This window comes from Parabacteroides caecihominis (assembly GCF_023656785.1).
In the GTDB taxonomy this organism is placed as follows: Bacteria; Bacteroidota; Bacteroidia; order Bacteroidales; family Tannerellaceae; genus Parabacteroides; species Parabacteroides segnis.
The window spans coordinates 84,886-107,657 of record NZ_JAMOKS010000023.1 but is presented as its reverse complement, the minus strand read 5'-3'; the positions used below and the strand labels follow the sequence as shown (position 1 = coordinate 107,657).

Annotated in this window: 11 protein-coding genes, 3 tRNA genes and 1 pseudogene; 8 read left to right on the top strand and 7 right to left on the bottom strand. The window is 41.0% G+C overall.

Annotated elements, in window-relative coordinates:
- Nucleotides 1-156 precede the first annotated feature (156 nt).
- Both NBH14_RS18725 and NBH14_RS18720 read right to left on the bottom strand, forming a co-directional pair.
- Nucleotides 157-1,950: a RagB/SusD family nutrient uptake outer membrane protein gene (locus NBH14_RS18725; RefSeq protein WP_186959761.1), complete on the bottom strand. Its 1,794-nt coding sequence runs from the start codon at nt 1,948-1,950 to the stop codon at nt 157-159.
- A gap of 15 nt (nt 1,951-1,965) precedes the next feature.
- Entirely contained in the window at nt 1,966-5,316 is a 3,351-nt protein-coding gene (locus NBH14_RS18720; protein ID WP_186959762.1) for a SusC/RagA family TonB-linked outer membrane protein, read from the bottom strand.
- Nucleotides 5,317-6,227: 911 nt separating this feature from the next.
- Between NBH14_RS18720 and NBH14_RS18715 the strand changes: the two genes are divergently transcribed.
- On the top strand, nt 6,228-7,523 hold the full coding sequence (locus NBH14_RS18715; protein ID WP_186959763.1) for an ATP-binding protein: 1,296 nt from the start codon (nt 6,228-6,230) through the stop codon (nt 7,521-7,523).
- 140 nt (nt 7,524-7,663) lie between these two features.
- Here NBH14_RS18715 and lacZ4 read toward each other — a convergent pair whose 3' ends face one another.
- Nucleotides 7,664-9,700, bottom strand: coding sequence for a beta-glucuronidase LacZ4 (lacZ4, locus tag NBH14_RS18710; RefSeq protein ID WP_186959765.1), 2,037 nt, complete (start codon nt 9,698-9,700; stop codon nt 7,664-7,666).
- A 508-nt stretch (nt 9,701-10,208) separates the two neighbouring features.
- On the opposite strand from lacZ4, the pseudogene NBH14_RS28850 reads away from it, so the two are divergent.
- A pseudogene (locus tag NBH14_RS28850) lies at nt 10,209-10,337 on the top strand (ATP-binding protein); the annotation flags it as partial.
- Nucleotides 10,338-10,423: 86 nt separating this feature from the next.
- Here the strand turns inward: NBH14_RS28850 and NBH14_RS18705 are convergent.
- Nucleotides 10,424-12,913 carry a TonB-dependent receptor gene (locus tag NBH14_RS18705; protein ID WP_186959767.1) on the bottom strand — a complete coding sequence of 830 codons (2,490 nt, stop codon included), beginning with the start codon at nt 12,911-12,913 and terminating at the stop codon, nt 10,424-10,426.
- A gap of 200 nt (nt 12,914-13,113) precedes the next feature.
- Here NBH14_RS18705 and NBH14_RS18700 point away from each other — a divergent pair, with 200 nt between their 5' ends.
- From NBH14_RS18700 to NBH14_RS18690, 3 genes are all read left to right on the top strand, one after another.
- Entirely contained in the window at nt 13,114-13,746 is a 633-nt protein-coding gene (locus tag NBH14_RS18700; protein WP_186959768.1) for a SagB/ThcOx family dehydrogenase, read from the top strand.
- A 104-nt stretch (nt 13,747-13,850) separates the two neighbouring features.
- Entirely contained in the window at nt 13,851-14,942 is a 1,092-nt protein-coding gene (locus NBH14_RS18695; protein WP_186959770.1) for a metallophosphoesterase, read from the top strand.
- Nucleotides 14,943-14,963: 21 nt separating this feature from the next.
- The gene (locus NBH14_RS18690; RefSeq protein ID WP_186959771.1) at nt 14,964-16,088 is read left to right on the top strand and encodes a metallophosphoesterase; all 1,125 of its coding nucleotides are present in this window, start codon (nt 14,964-14,966) and stop codon (nt 16,086-16,088) included.
- A gap of 81 nt (nt 16,089-16,169) precedes the next feature.
- Here the strand turns inward: NBH14_RS18690 and NBH14_RS18685 are convergent, their stop codons facing one another.
- Complete coding sequence (locus tag NBH14_RS18685; protein ID WP_186959773.1) at nt 16,170-17,930, bottom strand: S41 family peptidase; 1,761 nt, start codon at nt 17,928-17,930, stop codon at nt 16,170-16,172.
- A gap of 47 nt (nt 17,931-17,977) precedes the next feature.
- Nucleotides 17,978-18,955 carry an adenosine kinase gene (locus NBH14_RS18680; protein ID WP_186959774.1) on the bottom strand — a complete coding sequence of 326 codons (978 nt, stop codon included), beginning with the start codon at nt 18,953-18,955 and terminating at the stop codon, nt 17,978-17,980.
- A 106-nt stretch (nt 18,956-19,061) separates the two neighbouring features.
- On the opposite strand from NBH14_RS18680, the gene NBH14_RS18675 reads away from it, so the two are divergent.
- The 3 genes from NBH14_RS18675 to NBH14_RS18665 all read left to right on the top strand — a co-directional run bounded on the left by NBH14_RS18675 (nt 19,062) and on the right by NBH14_RS18665 (nt 19,352).
- Nucleotides 19,062-19,135 (top strand) — tRNA-Asn (locus NBH14_RS18675).
- A 34-nt stretch (nt 19,136-19,169) separates the two neighbouring features.
- Nucleotides 19,170-19,243, top strand: a tRNA-Asn gene (locus NBH14_RS18670).
- Between the two features lie 35 nt (nt 19,244-19,278).
- Nucleotides 19,279-19,352 (top strand) — tRNA-Asn (locus tag NBH14_RS18665).
- Between the two features lie 706 nt (nt 19,353-20,058).
- Here NBH14_RS18665 and NBH14_RS18660 read toward each other — a convergent pair.
- Nucleotides 20,059-22,698: a glycoside hydrolase family 78 protein gene (locus NBH14_RS18660; protein WP_186959776.1), complete on the bottom strand. Its 2,640-nt coding sequence runs from the start codon at nt 22,696-22,698 to the stop codon at nt 20,059-20,061.
- Between the last annotated feature and the right edge of the window lie 74 nt (nt 22,699-22,772).

Here is a 22,772-nt window from a genome sequence, read left to right as displayed (position 1 = left end):
CAGCTAGAACTACACTCTCCACAAAAAAAAGGATAAGGCATTAATCAATAACACCTTATCCCATAAACATTTCCTTATCAAAAGAACTTCTTACAATTCCTGTTTAAGGATTATTCTTTTAACAGAGTAACTATTCGGTAGAACAGATCGCGATAATTAGTTTATCCAACCATCATTCTGAACCAGATTGCTATTTCTTTCACATTCCGTGCTTGGAATAGCCCAGGTATAAAGATAATCTCCACCCCATGAGAACGGATTTACGACAGTACCCCAGATTTCTTTGGAGCCATCACCGGTTTTACACCAGTCACCGATCGTTCTCCAACGTATTTCGTCATACAGGTTAACACCTTCCAAAGATAATTCCCAACGACGTTCGTTACGGATACGGGTACGCATATTGTCCTGACCACTTACATAAGTAGGTTTACCGGCATCTGTTGTCTGCAATAATGCAGCACCGGCTCTCTCACGTACAGAGTTTACCAAATCGACAGCTTCCTGCTTAAAGCCTTGTTCATTGATAGCTTCAGCCAGCATCAAGACTACGTCTGCATAACGGATCAACGGATAATCCCAGGGGCAATATTCACGATTAGGAGTTTCAGACGATCCTTCCGCAACAAATTTGCGATACAGATAGTAGAACAAAGTCTGGCTATCCGTTCTCAGGTCATACGGTTCGACTTCATCCGAGTTGGTTGCCGGCCAACGCAAGGTATAAGTATATTCTTTTGAACCGATTGCCCCGTTATATTCAGCATACGGAGTAATGACAGTCGCTTCCAGACGAGGATCGCGATTTTCATAGGCTTTACGCAAACGGGCTTCATTTCCGGAAGGTAGATATTTGGACATATCAGCTCCATTTTTCACGGCCAGTTCAAAACCTGCACGCAGTTTTGATTTTATATCTTCCGAATAAGTATCCCACTCACCGACAGTATCGCGAAGGAAGAAAACCACACGTTCTTTAGGAGTCATCTCATTATATCCCGGTAGGAAGTCATTCCAGTTAAACGGCTTACCGTCTGCACATTCAAATGATTCCACCCAGTTTACACTCGGCAGATAACTATTCCAGCAAGAACCAAAAGAAACACGTGAACCTAACCAGAATTGTGTTTTGGAACCATAATCTTTGATACCAATATTCTGTTCCGAGAAAATCATCTCATCACATTGTTCATTATCTGTTTTGAAGAGTTGTTTGTAATCCCCCTGAAACAATGCAAAACCGACATCTCCGACTTTACGCAAAGCAGCTTCCGCTTTTGCATAATCTTTCATCCACATATATGTCTGTCCCAGCAAAGCATATGCCGCACCTTTCGTTGCACGACCATAATTGGCATCACCTTTCGCATACTTATTCGGCAAATTAGCACTATTGATGCAGTCGTTTAAGTCGGAGATAATAACTTCCCATACTTTGTCAGCCGTTTCACGTCCATTGGTACACTCGCTGTCTTCCACCGGTTCCAGATAAACAGGAACACCCTGGAATACACGGTTCAAACGGAAATAATAGTAAGCACGCAAGAATTTGGATTCAGCGATCAAACGATCTTTCTTTGCATCATCCAATGGAGCTTCCGGTAAATGGGCTATGGCATCATTTGCACGGTGAATTCCTTCATACAACTGTTTCCAGGTATCAGAGAACAAACTATTGCCGGCAGTAATTGTTCCATTCAACAAATCCTGAGGATCACGGGCCTGACCGGCAAATCCCATAGCATCTTGTGTAAACATTTCATGTGCAACCTTTGCCTCGCGCAATGTGGCATAGATACCATTCACACCCATATCACACATCGTTTCATTTCCCCACATGGCTCCGGAACCTACCTTATCGTATGGATTCGTATCCAACAAATCAGGTTTACAAGCTGTCATAACCGAAGCAACAGCTGTAACAACTAATATTTTATTTACTAATTTCATTGTCTTTTCTCTTTTTTAGAATGTAACACTAATACCCGCAGCAAACTGGCGTAAAGACGGATAGTTTGTAGTTGCCCCCATTTCAGGATCCTGACCGGGGAATGATGTTATGGTAAACAAGTTTTCACCAGACAGATATACACGAACCCTTTCTGCAGAAATTTTTTCTGTCAGAGTTACAGGCAATGTATAGCCGATTGTCAGATTCTTCAATTTCATATAAGTACCGTTGTACAAATAATAATTGCTGGTTTGACGGCTCTGTTTCGAGTTTTCTACCAAACGGGGAATATAACCATTCAGATTAGTTCTCGAATCAGTTGGATTTTCAGGATCGTAGAAGTAATGATCATTCGCAACCCGCTCAGATGTAGCAAAACCATTTCTGATTGCTACACTATTATACGGGTCTTCTTCCCAATACAGTTTGAAACCACCGTTACCAGCCCACAACATACTTAAATCGAAGTTTTTCCAACTGGCACTGATATTGATACCATAACCGAACTTAGGCATAGCTGAAGATCCCTGAAAATCATAATCATAAGAACTACCGTAAATACCGTCGCCATTCAAATCCGCATAAATCAAATCACCGTAATAGATATTATTCCGACCGACACTCTGGTTTGGCATAAATTTGTAACCGGCATCTATCATGGCATTCAACCATTTCATATCACCTTCCGTACGGATCATACCATCTTTCGGACCACCATTTATATTTACGGAACCATCGCTGTTAAAATGGGTTCCATTACCGGAATAAGTATTCAATGTATAATATTCTTTGATCGGATGTCCTTCTACGATACGTCCCTTATCTTTATCCACAGATACATCACCGATATTCGATTGCCATACTTTCTTACCGTCTTTCTCTACCCAACCGGCTTCATACTTACCCAGGTATTTTGTTACCTCATTATGATTGTAAGAGAAATTGGTAGAAACAGCATAATTGAAATCACCTACATGGTCTTTCCAGCCTACAGTCAATTCAAAACCGCGGTTCGTAACCTCGGCCGTATTCATGGTCGGAGGAGTCTTAATACCCATTGTCAAGTGAAGGTTCGGAGTTGTCAGGATACCATCCGTTACCTTATTATATACGTCCAACTCAGCTGTCAAACGATTATTGAGAAAACCGGCATCCACACCAAAGTTCGTAACAGTCGTGCTTTCCCATTCCAGACGCGAGTTACCGATCCTGTTCTGTGCCAAAGCAGCAGCCTGAGCCCCTCCAAAAGAATAATTATAAGTCTTATAAGTAGCCTGATAACCGTAATAGTCCTGGTAACCATCCTTATCTGTAATGCGGTTGTTACCTATTTGTCCCCAGGAAGCACGGATTTTCAGGTTAGATAACCAGCCGATATTCTTCATAAATTCCTCTTCAGACAGACGCCAGGCAGCAGAGAATGACGGGAAGATACCCCAACGCGAATCTGAATTGAAACGGGAAGAACCGTCATAACGAAAGTTAGCCTCAAACAGATATTTAGACAGATAAGCATAATTCAAACGGCCGAATACAGAACGAAGTGCTTCGTCTTTCGCCGTACCGGTACTGGTCTGCATTTCTGTGGCTGCATCGGGAACACTGATACTCGGGTCTATCAAACCTTTTTTCTGTTGCTTATGCTCGTATTGTTTATAGAAATATTCGTTGTAACCAACCATTACATTCAAATCGTGACCACCTTTGAAGCTCTTGTCATAACGCAGGATATTTTCAAGCGTATATGTTTCTTCTGCATATGACTTCCAGGTTGTCGTCATCTGGTCCGGAGTCGTTGCTGTAGAAGCAATCTCACCATTACTGAAGGTATAGCGGGCCAACGGAACTGTATGTGAGTTATATTCGTCAAAACGACGTCCGTAATTAAAGTTGAAATCCCAGCTCAGACCTTCCATAAACTTGATCTTACTATACATCGTTGTATTAAAACGGGAAGAACGGTTCTGTCCGTCGGTCTGTTTCAGATATGCCCAAATATTATTAGCGGTAGAACTTTCTTCGGCTGCTTCCTTATATCCCATTTTTCCATCATACATGCCAATCAAACCCGGGGTAGTCTGGCGGATAAAGTTCAACATACCGGTATCAGCGTAATTACCCTGATCCTTATCGTTCATAATAGCATATGTACGGGTTCCCAAGGTCAACCATTTGTTTACATTCGCTTCTACGTTGGCACGCAATGTGTAACGTTTCAAACCGGTGTTTTCCACCAAACCTGGGTTATCCATATAACCGGCAGACAGTAAAAATGTAACCTTTTCACTTCCTCCGTTCACGGACACGACATGGTCCTGAACCAGATTATTTTTATACATTTCTTTGTTCCAGTCCGTATTCGGATAAGCCAGCCAGTTAGGGACACCGTTTGCATTTACGCCATTCGGATCTGCATTGGCAGCTTCCCAGGCTTCGATTGTTGCTGCTGAAAATACATCATTGTAACCCTCATTGAATTTGGCTTCATTGATCAAACGCATATGCGTAGGATAATCCGTTACAAAATCGAGCAGGTTAGATGGCTGAGCCATAGAGAAAGTACCCGAATAAGTTACACGGATCTTTTCACGGTTACCTTTTTTCGTTGTGATCAAAATTACACCATTGGCAGCACGTGAACCGTAAATAGCAGCCGATGCAGCATCTTTCAATACGGAAATCGTCTCAATATCCTGCGGATTGACAGCGTCCATCGAGGCTTCCATTCCATCGACCAAAACCAACGGACTGGCATTGTTCAATGTACCTGTACCACGAACACGGATCGTAGCACCGTCGTCGGTCGGATTACCTTTGCTTTGCATAACCTGCAAACCGGCAGACAGACCTCCCAGGGCTGATGATACGTTTGTAATAGGACGGCTGGCTGCTTGTTCTGTAAAATCTACGGAAGAAACTGAACCTGTTAAATTCACTTTCTTCTGCGTACCGTAACCAACAACCACTACCTCATCCAATGCCTGGGAGTCTTCCTTCATCTGGATTTTGAAGGATGTTTGGTTACCTACTGTGATTTGCTGTTCCGTATAACCAATAAAAGAAACAACCAGAACTGCATTAGGAGAAACATTCAACGTAAATTTACCATCCATGTCAGTAATGGTTCCGTTCGTGGTTCCCTTCTCAACTACATTTGCTCCGGCAACCGGACCAAATTGATCTTCTACTACTCCACTCACCGTTTTCTGTGCTTGCTGTGGAGAAGCCATGAAAACATCTGATTCTGGAACATTCATTCCCAGAGCTGTCGGACTGGCCGAAGCAACTCCCACAGATGCAAGGAACATCGTAGCTCCTATAAACATCTGTCTTGAAAAATAATAACGATTAAAATCCTTCGTCATAATAACACCAGATTTAGTTAATAAATTGATTTTGTTTGCGCACACTAAATCTTGTCGACTTAAATGTGCAGGAATTTTAGTTTTGTTCGTTTCTACCAAATGAAATAGTCCTGTGTGGACTATGGACTACTATTTTTCAAGAATCGTTGTTTTTTTAGAGTCAAATATTAGTTTTCACAACGTAGATAGTAGTTTTGACAGATTCTATTTTTCAATTGGAGAGCAGTGATTATCATAGGAGAATGACAGGAGAAATTTTCAGCATAGTATTAACGATGATAATCACCAATAGAATAATTACAATCTTTTTTTATCTTGTATTTCTACCCTTTTTAATTCGGCTGAATATAGAGATATCTTACTAACTGAAACAATCGGTAAAAATATACTTGGCTTATATACAACTTATTATATATCTGTTAATTTTTCAGCTATGGACAATTTATACATATCTATTAGACAAAAATGTATGTTTATATTTTATACAATCTGCTACTTTTGTCCCGTTCTGTTTAGTTAAATATGAAAGACATAGTCCACACAGAACTATATTCACAAAAATAAAAAGGGATAAGGCATTAATCACTAACCCATTATCCCATAAAGACTTTCCTACTAAATAGCTCCCAATAACCTTTATTAAATTACCATTCTTTTTGCAAGAACTACAATTCAGTAGAAAAAAACATCGTATTCTGACTTGTCTACAATAAATAACCCATTAATTAAGTTTCATCTCTGAACTCCGCTGATATGGCAAATACACTTTTATCAAGCAATAAATGTAACCAAACAACACTTTTATCAAGCAATAAATGTAACAACACAACATTTTTATCAATATTTAGGTATAAAACATTGGTATATTCTCTTTAAATATATACTTTCGTCTATTCGTAATAATCCTAAATATGGAAAGAGATAAAATAAATGAGTTAATAGCCTGGAAAAACAATCCTGCCAGAAAGCCTTTAATAGTAAGAGGTGCCAGGCAAGTAGGGAAAACCTGGTTGTTAAAAGAATTCGGAAATCGATATTATGACAAATTAATCTATATCAATTTTGAAGAAGCAACTCAATTGCAGGCTCTTTTTCAAAACGATTTTGATATAGAAAGAATTATACGAACATTGCAAATATATAGCCAAACTCAAATCATCCCCGAAAATACATTAATCATCTTTGATGAAATTCAGAGTATAGAAAGAGGACTAACAGCTTTAAAATATTTTTGTGAAAACGCTCCTCAATATCAAATAATCGCAGCAGGTTCATTATTAGGTATGGGACTGCACTCCAATCACTCTTTCCCTGTCGGCAAAGTAAATTTCATGGATTTGAGACCTCTGTCCTTTTTTGAATTTCTGAAAGCTAACGGAGAATCTCTTTTAATTGAATCCATCTTAAAATCAGAATGGGATACTGTCACTATATTCCATGAAAAGCTAATAGAATACCTACGTATCTATTTATATGTAGGAGGAATGCCGGAAGTCGTCAATACCTATATACAGACTAAAGACATATCATCTGTACGAAAAGTGCAACGGGATATTCTAAACTCATACGAAGCAGACTTTTCGAAACATGCTCCGTATGAGATTATTCCTAGAATTCAAATGGTTTGGCAAAGTATCCCCTCGCAATTAAGTAAAGAAAATAAGAAATTCATTTACGGAATGATACGAGAGGGAGCCAGGGCTAAAGATTTTGAATTAGCTATCCAATGGCTTGTGGATTATGGATTACTTTTAAAAACACATCGCGTCAGCAAACCTGATATGCCTCTAATTGCCTATCAGGATCTAGCCGTATTCAAACTCTTTTTATTAGATGTAGGCTTACTTTCAGCGATGTCACAATTAGATATCCGCACAGTCATCGAAGGAAACAGGATATTTACAGAATTCAAAGGAGCACAAACAGAACAATATGTAATGCAAGAACTACGTGTTGCAGAAGACATTTATATCGGTTACTGGACAAATGAGCGCAGTACAGCAGAAGTAGACTTCATCGTTCAACAGCAAGGATTAATCTTTCCTATTGAAGTAAAAGCAGAAACAAATATTAAAGCAAAGAGTTTTCGACTTTTCTGCGAAAAATATCAACCTTCAAAAGCTTATAGAACATCACTCAAAACATTTCACACCGAATCATGGATGGAGAATTTGCCATTATATGCAATTGGTTCTGTCAGGAAATAATACAAAAAGGGATAAGGCATTAATCACTAACACCTTATCCCATAAAGACTTTCCTACTAAATAACTTCCAATAACCTTTATTAAATTACCATTCTTTTTGCAAGAACTACAATTCAGTAGAAAAAAACCATCTATTATGTTTACTTACAAGTCCAGTTTACTGTATCAGTTATGTTGTTTTTCTTCTGTATGCCACGCACTTCAATTGTATTTTCCCCGTCTTTCAGGTTTACACCATTCCAAACAAAGGTGGCATAATTATCCGCTCCCTGTACACCTATACTTTTTCCGTTTACGAACAATTCAACCTGGGGAAGATTAGAAAATACCATTATATCGGTCACTTTCGTATCACGGTCACGATGACGACGGTTAGCGATATAAACAAATTTGTCATCCTTATTCCAGTTCGCCTTATAATAATAGAAAGCATCCTTCTTCACTTTACGGTCGAAAGTAACCAGACCTTTATCATTGATTCCCGGACGATCGCCTTCCGTACGGTGAGCGGCACCAAAGTCAAACAGGTTCCAGATAAATGATCCCCACACAAACGGACGTTCTGCAATAGCCTCCCAGTTACCCATATGATAGAAAGTCTGGAAGTTTTCCGGATGCCACCAGCCTGAAGCAACACCTGGTTTAATAGAGTCCTGCTGATGATAGATACTTGCCCCGGCACCATATTCACTGATACCGATTTTATAATCCGGATGCGCCTTATGATTAGCGTCCAGCCATTTTCCCATATCCGAAGGAGAACCACCATACCAGCCGAAATACTGGTTCCAGGCAATCACATCGGTTATTTTACTGATATCGCTATCGTACGACAGGAAGCTGGCAGCCGTTGTCGGACGCGTCGGATCTTCCTGATGAGCCAATTCATTCAACTCTTTGATATATTCAATCGGATTATCACCATGTGTTTTCAGTTCGTTGAACAATCCCCAAAAACAAATGGATGGGTGATTGTAGTGCTGGCGAATCAATTCTTTCAACTGTTCTTTACCATTTTCGCGGAAAGAAGGCAGGTCGTTGAATCCCCTGTCCTGATAACCACCCGGACCAATGAAAGGAATTTCCGCCCAGGCAACGATACCATATCTATCCATCAGATCATAAAAATAAGTAGCCTGCGGATAATGAGCCAGACGGATCGCATTCGTTCCCATCTCGGCAATAATGGCAGCATCTTCTTCATGGTGCTCTTTATACAATGCATTTCCACGTTCGGCACGGTCCTGATGGCGGCACACACCATGCAGTTTCAGATGTTCCCCGTTCAGGAAGAAACCTTTTTCTGCATCCACATGATAAAAGCGTAAACCCAGCGGCTGAGTTACCTTATCTATTTCCTGTCCGTCAGCCAGCAATGTCACTTCCGTACGATACATAAACGGATCTTTCCGCCCATTCCACAAATGAGGATTTTTAATGGAAAATTCCAGTCCTGCGGTATGTATCTGATTTGCATCCACAGTCAGATTTATATCCTGCTGCTGCACAATCTTGTTTCCATCCCAGATTTTCACATTCACCTGTACCGGTTTTGCCGTGGACGAACCATTTGATACCAACACTTTAGCTTTCACATCCGCCTGTTCTTTCGTCACATTATTTTGTATCAGATAAACTCCGGGAGAAGCATAATCGGTCAGTGAAATATTTACCGGATCGGTAATGATCAGGTTTACATCACGATAAATGCCGCCATAGAAATTGAAATCACCGACCAACGGCATTATATCCAGTTGCAAGGCATTATTCACCTTTACCAATATTTTATTCTCGGCACCATACTGCACCTTATCTGTTATTTCAAAAACAAACGCACCGTAGCCACCCCGATGTTCACCCAGGCAAACTGAATTAACAAAAACCGTCGCGATTGTATTAACGCCTTCAAAACGCAGGAATAAACGCTTTCCTTTCCACTCGGGTTTCACGAAAAGTGTTTTTTCATAGTTACCCATTCCACGATAATAATCCTGTTTACCGGATAAGGCGTCACCGCTATTCCATGTATGAGGCAGATTGACTCTTTGTTCACTCTTCTTCTGCACCTGATGCGAGAAACGGAACATCCAGTCGTTATTCAAAAGTATCTCCTTACGGGATGCATAAGTAAATGTGCTGCAAAGTACCAGCAACAAACCAATAATAATGTGTTTCATGTTCTTTATTTCTGATTCCGGTAACAAAGATAAAACGATCCTTTCAATAGGAAAGACACTTTTTGTCTAAGAAAAGGTACTTTTTTGTCCAAATATACCTTTTTATGAATAGCGGACAGTAAAAAATTCATTAGCTTTACATCGAATCTTCATACCGTTCTTCATTACTCATCTATAGTATGTTAGAAGATTTTTCACCCTATCTATTTAGCGGCCGATAATTGTAAGCCGCTTGGTCGATAATTATGAGCCAATCGGCCGATAATTATGAACCGTTCGGTTGATGGTTATCAACCATTGGTTAGTTGCCGTAGTAATTTGAATTAGTAAGGCTGGTAAATGAAAATAGATAGTAGGAAAACAAAAAAGAGGATGTATCCCCTATATTACGATCCCCCAATATATTGCACAACGAAAGTGCACAAAACTATTATTTTCTGCACTTTTGTTGTGCAATTATCGTATATCTGTTCATAAATGATATGCGACGGATAAACTATGATTCAGCAAACTAGGAGGTAAAAACAAAGGACAACGACAAATAGCCGATGCACAAGAAGGGTATGTAGTCAAGGGTGATATTGAAACCGGTTATGGGAATGTGATTCCACTCTGGAATTTTGGAATGAACTATTAATAGAAATATTAGGCATGGATTTCATAGATTAACACGTTTCTTATTTATTCAATCCGTGAAATCGTGAAATCCATGCCTAAAAATTATTACATTGACTGTCCGCCGCCACCGCCACTACTTTCACCACCACTTTTTTGATCATCATTACTGATGCCACGTCTTACTTTCTTAATCGCATCTTTCAATGTTCCAAATCGATAGGATACACTAATACGAAAATCACGAGAACTCCAATGGTTCACAGAATACATTCGGAAAGTAGGATCTGATGTTTCATTTTCAAACTTGAGAGTCTTCCAGAATGGATTATTGGCACTTAAGGAAACTGTTAATTTTTTCTTCATGAAACTCTTATTTACAGAGAACCCTACATTATAATAGGAAGACCCTTTTCCCTGTAAAGTAATCCAAGGAGATGAATAAGAGCCATAGACATTTATAACAAAATCTTTTGGTAGATTAAGCTGGGGACCAGCGTATATATATCCAGTGAAACCACTATTTGACATATTCAATTCCTGAGTAGAATTCGTTTGTAAATCCACATAATTACCACCTGCATTCAAATTAATACGGAATAACGGTATGGGATTCCAACTACCATAAAGATAAAGACCCGCTCTTTGTTGCTTTCCTATATTTCCATAAGTCGACTCAGCTATTCCATCCGAATTAACGAAAGTGTAACGTTCAATAGAGTTGTTTACAAATGTATAGTTAGTACTTACATTAATACTTAACTTCTGCGAAAACATACTATAATTGAAATTCACATTGTTACTCTTCTCTGAATCCAAATTCGGATTACCATAAGAAATATTTTCCGGGTCTGTTGTATTTCTATATGGATTCAAATACCAAATACCAGGACGCTGAATACGCATATTATAACCAATACGCATCTGTTGTGTCATCCCTATCTGATAAGAGAAAGTCACATTCGGTACAACATCAAAATAGTTCGTACTAAAATCTTGCTCATGTGCCTTGGCATACTTTACACTCAAACTTGTTCCTTCTGCACGTACCCCTGCTTTTACTCCAAATTTAGAAAATTTCAACGCATACCCCAAATAACCAGAGTATACATGCTGAGTATGCTTAAAATCACTATTTAATTCAGATTTATCTTCCCAAACAGATGTTGTAGAATTTAATATCTGCCGCAACGTTTCACTATCACTTTGACGGAATATGTATTTACCTCCTACTTCCAAGGTATGATTCTTCCGGATTGGTGTTGTATAATCTACCTGCCCGGTATGCTCCGTCGTTGCTGCATCATTGATATTCCATTGCGGATACAATAGAGAATCCGGATAATTAACCATATTTGTCAATTCTGAACGACCTTCGTTATCATTTGGAGAATTACTGAAACGATATGAGAAAGTAAGTAATTCATCTTTTTTACTGGTTGAATGCTGATAATCCACATTTAAATCTGTTGAACCAAACACATATTTAGCATAACTGTTACGATCATAATGATAAGCCAAATCAGGATTTTGATTAATCATTTCCACAAAATTCTCAGAAAGATTTTTACTATTTCCTCTATACAAATTGGCTCCAACACTAATAAGATTCAATGTATCAATCTCATAACTTGCTTCTAAATAACCATATTGAAAAGGTCCTTTACGCTTACTACGACCATTTTGATTCATGATACTCTCTTTACCCGGAATCAGATTTTCACGATTCATATAAGAATCAGTCCACGGGGAATTCTGATTATTATAGTTATAATTGGCTGTCAACCCTAGACTTCCTATTTTAGCTGAAATATACGCGCCACCACCAAAGCGTCCTAAAGTACTTGCGTTTGCACGAACATTTCCAGTATACCCTTGCAGCGCATTCTTTGTAGTGATAATATTAATAATACCACCCACACCTTCAGCATCATATTTGGCACCCGGATCAGTAATTACTTCAATATTCTTAATTGAACTTGCAGGCATACCTTTTAATACATCTGAAGAATTTTCCCCACTTAACAGGTTCGAAGGTTTACCATTCATATATATTTTAAAGTTGGTAGAACCTTTCAGCTGTATCTTATCTTCACCATCAACAGTAATCATAGGAACTTTCCGAAGCATATCCAATGTATTATTAGTTTGTGCTTCTGGATCATCTTCCAAACTATAGGTAAGTTTATCTATTTCTACCTTCACCAATGGTTTCTGAGCAGTAACCGTCACTTCCTTGATCTGCTGAGAATCGTCATTCATAAACAACTTACCCAGATTCAAGCTTTTCTTACCTTCAGACAATGTAAAACGTTTTACGGCAGGAAGCTTCCCCAATGATTGCATGGACATGATGTATGTCCCGGGTTGTTTTAATGTGGTGGTAAACTTACCGTCATCATCACAGGCCAGCAGTTTGATTGCTTTCTGGGGCGCATTTGCCAAAGCGATACTCAACGTGGCATAAGGAACTGTTTCATTAGACAGGGAATCAACTACCTGTCCCTTGATCGTGTAATCAGCGGCATTCTGGTTCTGCGCACACAAAGGCACAGTCATCATCAACACCAACACTAAGTAGAGCAGTTTTTCTTTCATCAAATTTAAAGAATTTAGAGGTTATCGATTGATTTATTATATTTATTACTAAAAAAATAGTGTAAACCCGATGCAAATGTATAAGATTCTACGAAATCTTCGTATTTAGCAGGATTAAAGATTTGTAAAAGATGTATTTTGCTGTTCGATTAGATGAATTTGTTTTAAATTTGTAGGAATTACTATTAATAAATATAGATATGAGAAAGATTTCAATCATTTTAACCGCTTTATTATTCATTTCCGTTATGAATGCACAGGATCTTAAAGTCATTAAACTCAATGCCCCGGACAAGGCTCGCGGGACAGCTGTTATGAAAGCATTTTCCGACCGTCATTCCGATCGCGAATATGCAGCGAAAGAACTAAGCGCACAGGATCTTTCAGATTTGTTATGGGCAGCCAACGGCATTAACCGTACAGACGGAAAACGCACGGCTCCGTCGGCTTTGAACAAACAGGATATCGATGTGTATGTTATTATGAAAGATGGCGCTTATCTATATGATGCAAAAGCCCATGCACTGAATCCGATAGCTAAAGGCGACCATCGTGCTGCCGTTGGAGGAGGACAGGATTTTGTTAAAGATGCTCCCGTTTGTCTCGTTCTGGTATCCGATCTTTCCCGTTTCGGTAATGTCGGTGATCATACAAAACTGATGGCGGCAATGGATGCCGGTATCGTTTCACAAAATATAAACTTATGTTGTGCTGGCATAGGATTGTCTACAGTACCCAGAGCAAGCATGGATCAGGCAGCTTTGAAGAAAATCCTCAAACTGACAGACAACCAGGTATTGATGATGAATAATCCGGTTGGCTATCCGAAATAAATCAGACATTGTCAGATGTGAAACATTTTTCTACTTATACGCCAAAACCTTTTTTCACAAATGAATTGAAGATTATTATGTACATTTGCCGAAAATTTGACAAAATGCCTACAATTTTCATCGCTCTTTTTTGCGCTTACTTTGCAGGGAATATTTATATATTCATCAGAGGGGCACAGACGCTTGTGGCCCAGCCTTTCGGCGTAAAGGTGCTTCTGACAGTTCTATTCTGGAGTTGTGCACTTGCATTCGTAGTCAGTATGCTGGCAAGGAATGTAAAATATCCGGACGTGGTGGCACATACCATACATGAGGTGGGAACCGGCTGGCTGGTTTTTACTTTGTATATGGTATTATTCCTGGTTGCGTTCGATATATTCAAACTTTTCAACGGGAGTTTTAAATATGGGTTTTACATCTCACTTCTACTGACACTCAGCCTGTTAAGTTACGGTTATTATCATTATCAACATCCGAAGACACAAGTTTTCAACATAGTTATCAACAAGGTTGTCAACAGTAATCAACAACCGATGAAAGTTGTTGCCATAAGCGACATCCACCTGGGTTACGGCACAAACAAGGCACAACTAAAGAAATATGTAAGCATGATCAATGCCGAACAACCGGACCTGATCCTGATCGGAGGAGACTTGATAGACAACAGCGTAACGCCTCTTTATGCAGAGAATATGCAAGAAGAACTTTCGCAACTGAAAGCGCCGCAAGGCATTTATATGGTTCCGGGAAACCACGAATATATCAGCGGAATAAAGAAAAGCGTTGATTTTATCCAATCGACCCCGATCAAACTGTTACGCGACACAGTGGTTACACTCCCCAATGGGCTTCAGATAGCCGGACGTGACGACCGTCATAATCCGTCACGCTTATCCCTTCAGGCTTTATCGCAAAACATTGATCCGGATAAACCTGTTATTCTTTTGGATCATCAGCCGTATGACCTGCAGGAAACGGAGAAAGCCGGCATAGACCTTCAATTCAGCGGACACACACATCGGGGACAAATCTGGCCGATGAGCCTGCTGACAGACCGCTTGTTCGAGCAAAGTTATGGATACAGACAATGGGGTAACAGCCATATCTACGTATCTTCCGGCTTATCACTCTGGGGACCTCCTTTCCGGATCGGGACGAGCAGCGAGATGGTGGTATTCAATATTGCATTCAAATAAGGCCCCGCAAGGCAAACTGGTATGAAAGTCTTTATTCAATCGATAGTAGCACAATTGTTACTGAATCCCTATATCTTTTGGAGGGGCTATCAGGCAATACCGGCTAAAAAAAGCTGGCGTATTCCTTATACATTATTCTTTATACTGGAACTGGCGATTTACTTCTTCGGATTTTTCTTCCGCAAGGAATTGCCGGATCATATAATGACCACGATCCAATATATCTGCAACACCTGGTATATTGCTTCCGTCTATATCACGCTTTCATTGCTGACGCTGGAAGTGCTCAGACTATCCGACCGTTTCTTCCATTGGTTTCCCCAATGGCTGACACAACATTGGAAACAGGCTAAGTTAACCCTGTTTTTTGTAATCATAGCCGGAGTATCTTGCCTGATGGTGAAAGCCTACCTGACCGTCGCCTACCCGATAGTCAAAGACGTATATGTCACTCTGCCCAAAGGGAGCAACGACCGCGACAGCCTGACTGTGGTTATGATGAGCGATTTGCATATCGGCGAAGTGATCGGTAAACAGCTGGTTCAACGCTATGTCGCACTAAGTAATGCCCAACACCCGGATATGGTCGTATTGGTTGGCGACATTATGGATTACGAATCCCGTTTTGCCGAGATGGAACATATAGAAGATGATTTACAGCAACTAAAAGCACCGCTGGGTGTATACGTCGTAAACGGCAACCACGAATACCGTGCCAACCGTTTTGCCAAATATCGCTGGCTGGCAAAAACCGGAGCCGTACATCTGATTGACTCGGTCGTACAACCGGATTCAACCTTTTACCTGATCGGCAGAGACGATTATATCAATAAAAAACGGCAGGCTTTACATACGTTAATGGCGGACATCGATACCACCAAACCTATTATTGTTCTGGACCATCAGCCCTGGTCATTTGCAGAAATGACCATGAACGGCGTGGATCTGGGACTCCACGGACATACCCATAACGGACAGTTATGGCCCTATCCCCTGTTAATGAAGCTGATCTATGAATGCCCCTACGGTTATCATAAAAAAGGTCCGACCCAGTTTTATGTATCTTCCGGCATAGGCATAGCCGGCCCTCCTTACCGGGTCGGAACTGTATCCGAATTGGTTGTTCTGCATATTAAATTCAAATAGAAAGCCGGAAATCCTTTTCACAAAATAAAAAAGGGAATAAACAATTTTGTTTACTCCCTCAATATATCGGTATTATAGATTCTATCCTACAGTCTGATCAAACACATAGGCTATATTACCTCCTTTGGTCGAAGAATCGGCTTTTTCGTCAGCCGGTTTGGTTTCTCCTTCTTCCGGGGTGCTTAATGTCTTGCTATATAATTCAGGGTTGCTCAGAACTTCGATTGCTTTATCCAGTACTTCGTCATCTTTCAGGCTTTCAAGCAGTTCGCCTTTCTGGAAATAATAGCGTTTTACGATCTCCGAAGCCAGCAACTTTTTAATCTGATCCTTATAAAGATCGAAATCCCTGTCCAGATTTGGAGTTAAGCGGGCTTCCAATTCAGTGAAAATAGTTGAATCCCTGTCTGTATAACCTTCTAACTGGGCTACTTCTTTCAGGTTTTTCAAGATCTTTTCGCTCTGACGGTCATAAGTGAAATTCTTTTCTTTCGCATAGTTTTTGAATGCTTCAAAATCCTCATCGGAAACAGTAAACTCTTCCACAGAAGGAATTGTCTTATGTTTCTGTGCCCAATCCGTAACAAAGTCCACCAGGACAAAATCGGTCACCAGATAATACATGATAGTCGGCATCTCTTCTTCCTCTATTTCAAACTCCGGACGTACACCGCCACCGTCACGGACAGGACGCCCTTTCGATGTATAGAATACAGAGGTCAGGCTATCCGGAATAGCAGCCACACTGCCGTCCGCCTTCCTGTGGGAATAATCCATCTGCTGGATGCAACGGCCGCTGGGGATGTAATATTTACTCATTGTTACTTTCAGACGCCCTTCATAAGGAAGTTCACGGGTAGACTGTACCAAGCCTTTTCCATACGAACGCTGGCCTACCAATACGGCACGGTCCATATCCTGTAATGCGCCGGAAACGATTTCGGCGGCAGAGGCCGAATTGCCATTGATCAGGACTGCCATCGGCATTACTGTATCAATCGGTTCATTGGATGTACGGTAAGTACGGTCCCACTGACTAACCTTACCTTTGGTCGATACTACCTCTTTCCCTTTCGGGACAAACATACCAACGATCTGGGTGGCACTTTCCAACAGACCACCTCCGTTATTCCGTAAATCCAGGATCAGTGATTTTATCTGATGATTCTTCTTTAAATCTTCCAGGGCATTTTTCACTTCCTGTGCGCTCTTATCGGTAAACCCTTTCAGATAGATATACCCGACACCATCGCCGCGAACACCATAATAAGTAACCTGGTCTACCAGGATCTGCTTACGGACCAGTTCCACTTCGAGGGGTTTCTTTTCGTTCGGACGCTGTATCTTCAATACCATTTTTGTATTGGGCACTCCTTTCAGCAGTTCACTGACTTCACTGGATGTTTTATTGCTCGTATCGACTGTATCGATAGCCAGGATGCGGTCTCCGGCTTTCAAACCCGCCAAAGCAGCTGGCATACCTTCAAAAGGTTCAATGATATACACTCCCCCTTCTTTCCGCTCACGGATATAAGAACCGATACCGCCATATTCGCCGGTAGTCATTATTTTCAGTTCATCCATATCCTGTTCCGGATAATAGACAGTATAAGGGTCCAGACCACTCAACATGGCATTGATCCCTCTCCGGACTGTTTTTTCAACATCCACCGAATCCACATAGAACATTTCGACCTCTTTCACCAAAGCATTGAAAATGTCCAGGTTCTTACTTACTTCAAAGCGGTTATCTTTCTGAGCCTGTCCCGGCAAAATACTCCCAGCCAGGAGCAATAAGCAAAACAAACCTATCAATCTTTCTCGTCGTACCTTCTTAAACATAGAATATTTAGTTAATTAACGATGTAAATGTATACATAAAACCCTTTTCAGGATAATATCGCATCTACTTTTAACTTTATTTGTTCCCATTTGTCATCCGGAATCTGAGCCCCGATCACATCTATAATATATCCGGCCAGAAGCGAACCGATCCGGGCAGACTGTTCCAATGTAGCCCCCACAGATTGCCCATACAGGAACCCGGCAGCAAAATGATCGCCGGCTCCGGTTGTATCGACCGGCTTGCCCCCTTCTGCCGGAACGGCAATGACCTGTCCTTTACTTCCCACTAACGCACCTTCCTTACCCAGAGTAACCAAAGACACCTCTACCATTCCGGAAAGCACCTTTACCGCTTCCTCTGCTTTCAGACCGGTAAAAGCCTCTGCTTCACTTTCATTAGAGAAAAGAATATCGACATATTCAGGAATAATATCATCCAGCAATCCCTTAAATGCATTTACAATATTAAAATTAGAAAGGTCGAGGGCCACTTTCAATCCCAGTTTCTTTGCTTTTTGCATGGTAGTACGAACCAACTCTTCGTTTACCAGCAAATATCCTTCTATATATATACAGTTATACCGGCTAAGGATCTCCTCCTTTATTTCATCCGGCGTAATCGTCGGAGCCGGACCGAGGAATGTACCCATCGTACGTTCGCCGTCTTTTGAGATCAATACGGTACAACTGCCCGAAATACCCTCTGTCTTTATAAAATAAGGAGACACGTTCGCATCCTGCAACGCCTTTTCATAATATTCACCAACCGTATCCGTACCGATCTTTCCTATAAAACCGGTATTTGCTCCCAAGCAAGCCATTGCACGCATCGTATTACAAACAGAGCCACCCGGAGCCTGGCTTTTCTCCAACCGTTCCTGTGTTTTACGGATAGCGATCATCTGTTCCTGACCAATCATATCCATTGCCCCCTTCTTTATACCCACTTCTGCAAGCACATCATCACTATCTAACCGAAGTAAAACATCTACCAAAGCGTTTCCTAAGCCTATCGTATTCATTTTTTCAAATTTTTTCTGCAAAGATATTGCATATTTCAAAAAGAACCTCTACTTTTGCAGTGCAATTTCAGAAAGGCATACAACAAGCCGCTGAAAGATTGAAAATTCTTCCTTAGCTCAGTTGGTTAGAGCATCTGACTGTTAATCAGAGGGTCCTTGGTTCAAGTCCAAGAGGAAGAGCAAAAGACATCGGGAAAGACTGAAAGACATATTTTCTTCCTTAGCTCAGTTGGTTAGAGCATCTGACTGTTAATCAGAGGGTCCTTGGTTCAAGTCCAAGAGGAAGAGCAAAAAGACATCGGGAAAGACTGAAAGACATATTTTCTTCCTTAGCTCAGTTGGTTAGAGCATCTGACTGTTAATCAGAGGGTCCTTGGTTCAAGTCCAAGAGGAAGAGCGAAAAAGAGATACCTCAGTGAGGTATCTCTTTTTTTATATAGTATTTCCTACCGGAATCGTTTATAACTAAGTCCGAAAACAACTTATTCTAAAGATAAAAACAATAGCTTTTAAACCTAAAAGCTATTGCTTTTGCAAAATACCATCCCGGTGACGTTCTATCATGACCGGGATGGCATTCCGATATCATCCTGGTGATACAGAATCAATCAAAGCATCTCAAAGTTAACGCAACAGGGAATGTTTCAGGTATAATCAGTTTTGAACTATTTTCTTTAATGGGGCAAAGCCCCATGCCGCAGGCTCTCTTTTGCCGTCAGTTTCAACTGACGATAGATAAACCTTCCGGTTTTACCGGATTCCTCTGTGGGTTTCACCCCCTTTTCCTGATATGTATAATGAAAGGGGATAAATCCCACAGAGGAAGAGGCTTTACCTCTTGTATTTAGAACCGTTGGTTGAAACCAACGGCAAAATAGAACCTGCGGCACGAGGCGAGCCTCATTAAAAGACACCGTAGATAGTTCAATTATTTCTACAAACAAACCAAACAGGTGCAAAAGCGAACATCTATCAAACAATATGTTTTCAAATGTTAACTATGACAAACGCAAGGTCAAAAGTAGGTACTTTTTTACCCCGGTTGTAAGCCATTTACGATGTAACACATTAATAATCAGCTATGACAAACTTTTTGCTGCCCCCTATAAAATAAAGAAAGTAAGATTGTGTTTGCCAGCCTCCAGTTTGATCACTTTATCTCCTTTGACATAGTCAGGTAAATAAAGCGTAGCCGTACTGTTTGCCGGAACAACCACTTCATAATTGATCTTCTTTCTGTTCCACTCCCATTTGGAGATGATCTGCCCGTAAGGAGAATCATGTTTTGCTTCGAAATGCTTCAATTCCTTTACAAAATTCGGACGCAATATAATATGTTTGAAACCAGGCTGTTCCGGATCAGGAAAAATACCTCCCAGACCTTTATAGAACCATCCGCCTATCTCTCCGAACATCATATGATTATCCGAAATATCACGTTCAGCCTTCAAATCCCAGTTTTCCAATAAAGTCGTAGCCCCATTGACGATCCACCAGCCCCATGACGGATAGGTATCCTGTGCAGCTACCTTATAAGCTGTCTCCGGATATCCGTTTTCGCTCAATGCATTCAGGATTGCTTTTGCCCCCAATACACCGACATCCAGATGGAATCCGGCTTCTTCCACTTTCTTTGCCAGATTCTTCGCAACTTTAGCGATCATATCTTCCGGTACGATCTTCCATTGCAGAGGAACACTTAATTCCGTCTGGGAACCACCGGCATATATTCCGGTCTCCTTATTCAGATATTTATTATTGACAGCCTCTTTGATCTTTTCGGCTAATGCCGTATAATATGTATAATCATCCTGCTTGTTAAACAGCTTGGCGGCAGTCGCCAATATTTTAGTGTCGACATAAAAATAGACGGATGATGTAAACTCTTTATTGGAACGGGACTTAACCGGAACCCAGTCTCCACGTCCCCAGGATGTCAGATGATTCGGACTCGTACGATCCACATAATTGACATAACGCTTGATATTCTCATAACAATCAGCCAAAGGCTTGCTATCTCCATAAAACATATACAGGTTCCAGGGGATAATAGCTATTGTACTCGTCCAGTCCAGTCCGTTATCCGTACCATACCCCCAGCCTCCGGTAGGTATAATATCGGGAAGTACCCCGTTGGGTTGTTGCTCATCCCGGTGGTCGGCCAGCCATTTTTCATATACGGTAATTCCATCGAAGTTATATAAAGCTGTTTCGATCGCAAAATGACCGTCACCCGTCCATCCGTTCTTTTCGCGTTGCGGACAATCGGTCGGATATCCCATCAGATTCGACAGATAAGCATTGTTGGTAGCCCACCACAATTTATTTACCAGCTCACTCGATGTCCTGATCTCTCCGGAAGCAGGCACATCGCTGTGCATAAAGAAAGCGGTCAGGCTGTTCTGATTTAATTCAATAGGTTTGTCACTGGTTACTTCCACATAACGGAAACCTTTATAATTAAACTTTGCCATAAACTCATCCTCGCCACCGCTAAGAATTAAAATATCGGTCTGGAAAGGATCTTTTTCCTTATCACCCCTGTAATACACATCAATATTGGACATGTCAATGCGTCCGTTATCAAAAAGCCGTTCTCCATGCATAATTCTGACTTCGGTACCTTCTTCGCCTGATACCTTGATATTGGTTACACCTGCCATATTCTGACCGAAATCAAAAACATATGTCTTGTCATTTATCTTATTGACCGACTTAGCCGGAATAGTCAGCACATTACGGATCGGACGGACCTGCTGTGCCACGACATTTTGAGAAGGAACGCCTCTGAGTCCGACGCCTCTCCACTTGGAATCATCGAAGTCCGGAGTATTCCAGCCTTTCTGTTCGAGCCGGGCATCATAATGTTCACCTGTATAAATACTATTGAATACCAATGCTCCTGAAGATGTTTTCCAGCTAAGGTCCGTCGGAATGGTCTCTACACTGCCGTCACTGTAAGTGATACGAAGATCCAGGCAGAAAGCCGGCCTGTTCCGCCAGGGAGCACGGTCAAAATCCCACACTGCTTTCGATTGATGGTTGTACCATCCGTTTCCAAGCAAGACTCCTATGGCATTGTCGCCATTCCGGAGTTGCCCGGTAACATCATAAGTGACATACAGGTTACGTCTGTCGAAACGGGTATACAACGGATCCAGACGGTGGTTACCGATCTTTTCACCATTGATATATAATTCATACAATCCGCCCACAGCAATATAGGCACGTGCCGATTTTATTTTTTTGCCTGTCGTGAATTTTTTTCGGAAATAAGGAGCCGGTTCATAATTGACATCCTGCCCGTCACCAATCCAGGATCCTTGCCAGTTCTTGATATCCATCATCCCTGTTTCAAAGGAACTGACAGGCGAAACGACCTCTTTATTTTCCAGATCTCCGCCTATTACTTTCCAATAATATTTGGTAAAAGGTTCTAGCTGCTTCCCCGCATAAGTAATCAACCTATCTCCGGAATTTATTTTACCGGTATCCCATATATCAGCATTCCCGTTTACAACTTTCATGGAATCTTTATCCAGCAACACACGATACGAAACCTGTTTTGCGCCCGGCCTGCTGTCTTCCATCTTCCACGAAAGACGGGGATTCGGATTATCGATACCTATCGGAGTCTCGAGATGATCGCTCTGTAATCCGGTCAACTGAACGACTGATTGCCCGTTCATTTTGGAATAACTAAAGAGAGCAGTAACTGTAAATAATAATATCAGCTTTTTCATTCGCATGCTATTTTAATAAAATCGTTAATATGAATTAGATGAGCCAGTACATTGGTCGCCCCAAAGCTCTGTAT

Bases quoted from the DNA above. Each gene is read 5' to 3' on its own strand.
- NBH14_RS18720 (WP_186959762.1), bottom strand. From the start codon at position 5,316: ATGACGAAGGATTTTAATCGTTATTATTTTTCAAGACAGATGTTTATA.
- NBH14_RS18690 (WP_186959771.1), top strand. From the start codon at position 14,964: ATGAAAGTCTTTATTCAATCGATAGTAGCACAATTGTTACTGAATCCC.
- NBH14_RS18660 (WP_186959776.1), bottom strand. From the start codon at position 22,698: ATGAAAAAGCTGATATTATTATTTACAGTTACTGCTCTCTTTAGTTAT.
- NBH14_RS18715 (WP_186959763.1), top strand. From the start codon at position 6,228: ATGGAAAGAGATAAAATAAATGAGTTAATAGCCTGGAAAAACAATCCT.
- NBH14_RS18685 (WP_186959773.1), bottom strand. From the start codon at position 17,930: ATGTTTAAGAAGGTACGACGAGAAAGATTGATAGGTTTGTTTTGCTTA.
- NBH14_RS18680 (WP_186959774.1), bottom strand. From the start codon at position 18,955: ATGAATACGATAGGCTTAGGAAACGCTTTGGTAGATGTTTTACTTCGG.
- NBH14_RS18700 (WP_186959768.1), top strand. From the start codon at position 13,114: ATGAGAAAGATTTCAATCATTTTAACCGCTTTATTATTCATTTCCGTT.
- lacZ4 (WP_186959765.1), bottom strand. From the start codon at position 9,700: ATGAAACACATTATTATTGGTTTGTTGCTGGTACTTTGCAGCACATTT.
- NBH14_RS18705 (WP_186959767.1), bottom strand. From the start codon at position 12,913: ATGAAAGAAAAACTGCTCTACTTAGTGTTGGTGTTGATGATGACTGTG.
- NBH14_RS18725 (WP_186959761.1), bottom strand. From the start codon at position 1,950: ATGAAATTAGTAAATAAAATATTAGTTGTTACAGCTGTTGCTTCGGTT.
- NBH14_RS18695 (WP_186959770.1), top strand. From the start codon at position 13,851: ATGCCTACAATTTTCATCGCTCTTTTTTGCGCTTACTTTGCAGGGAAT.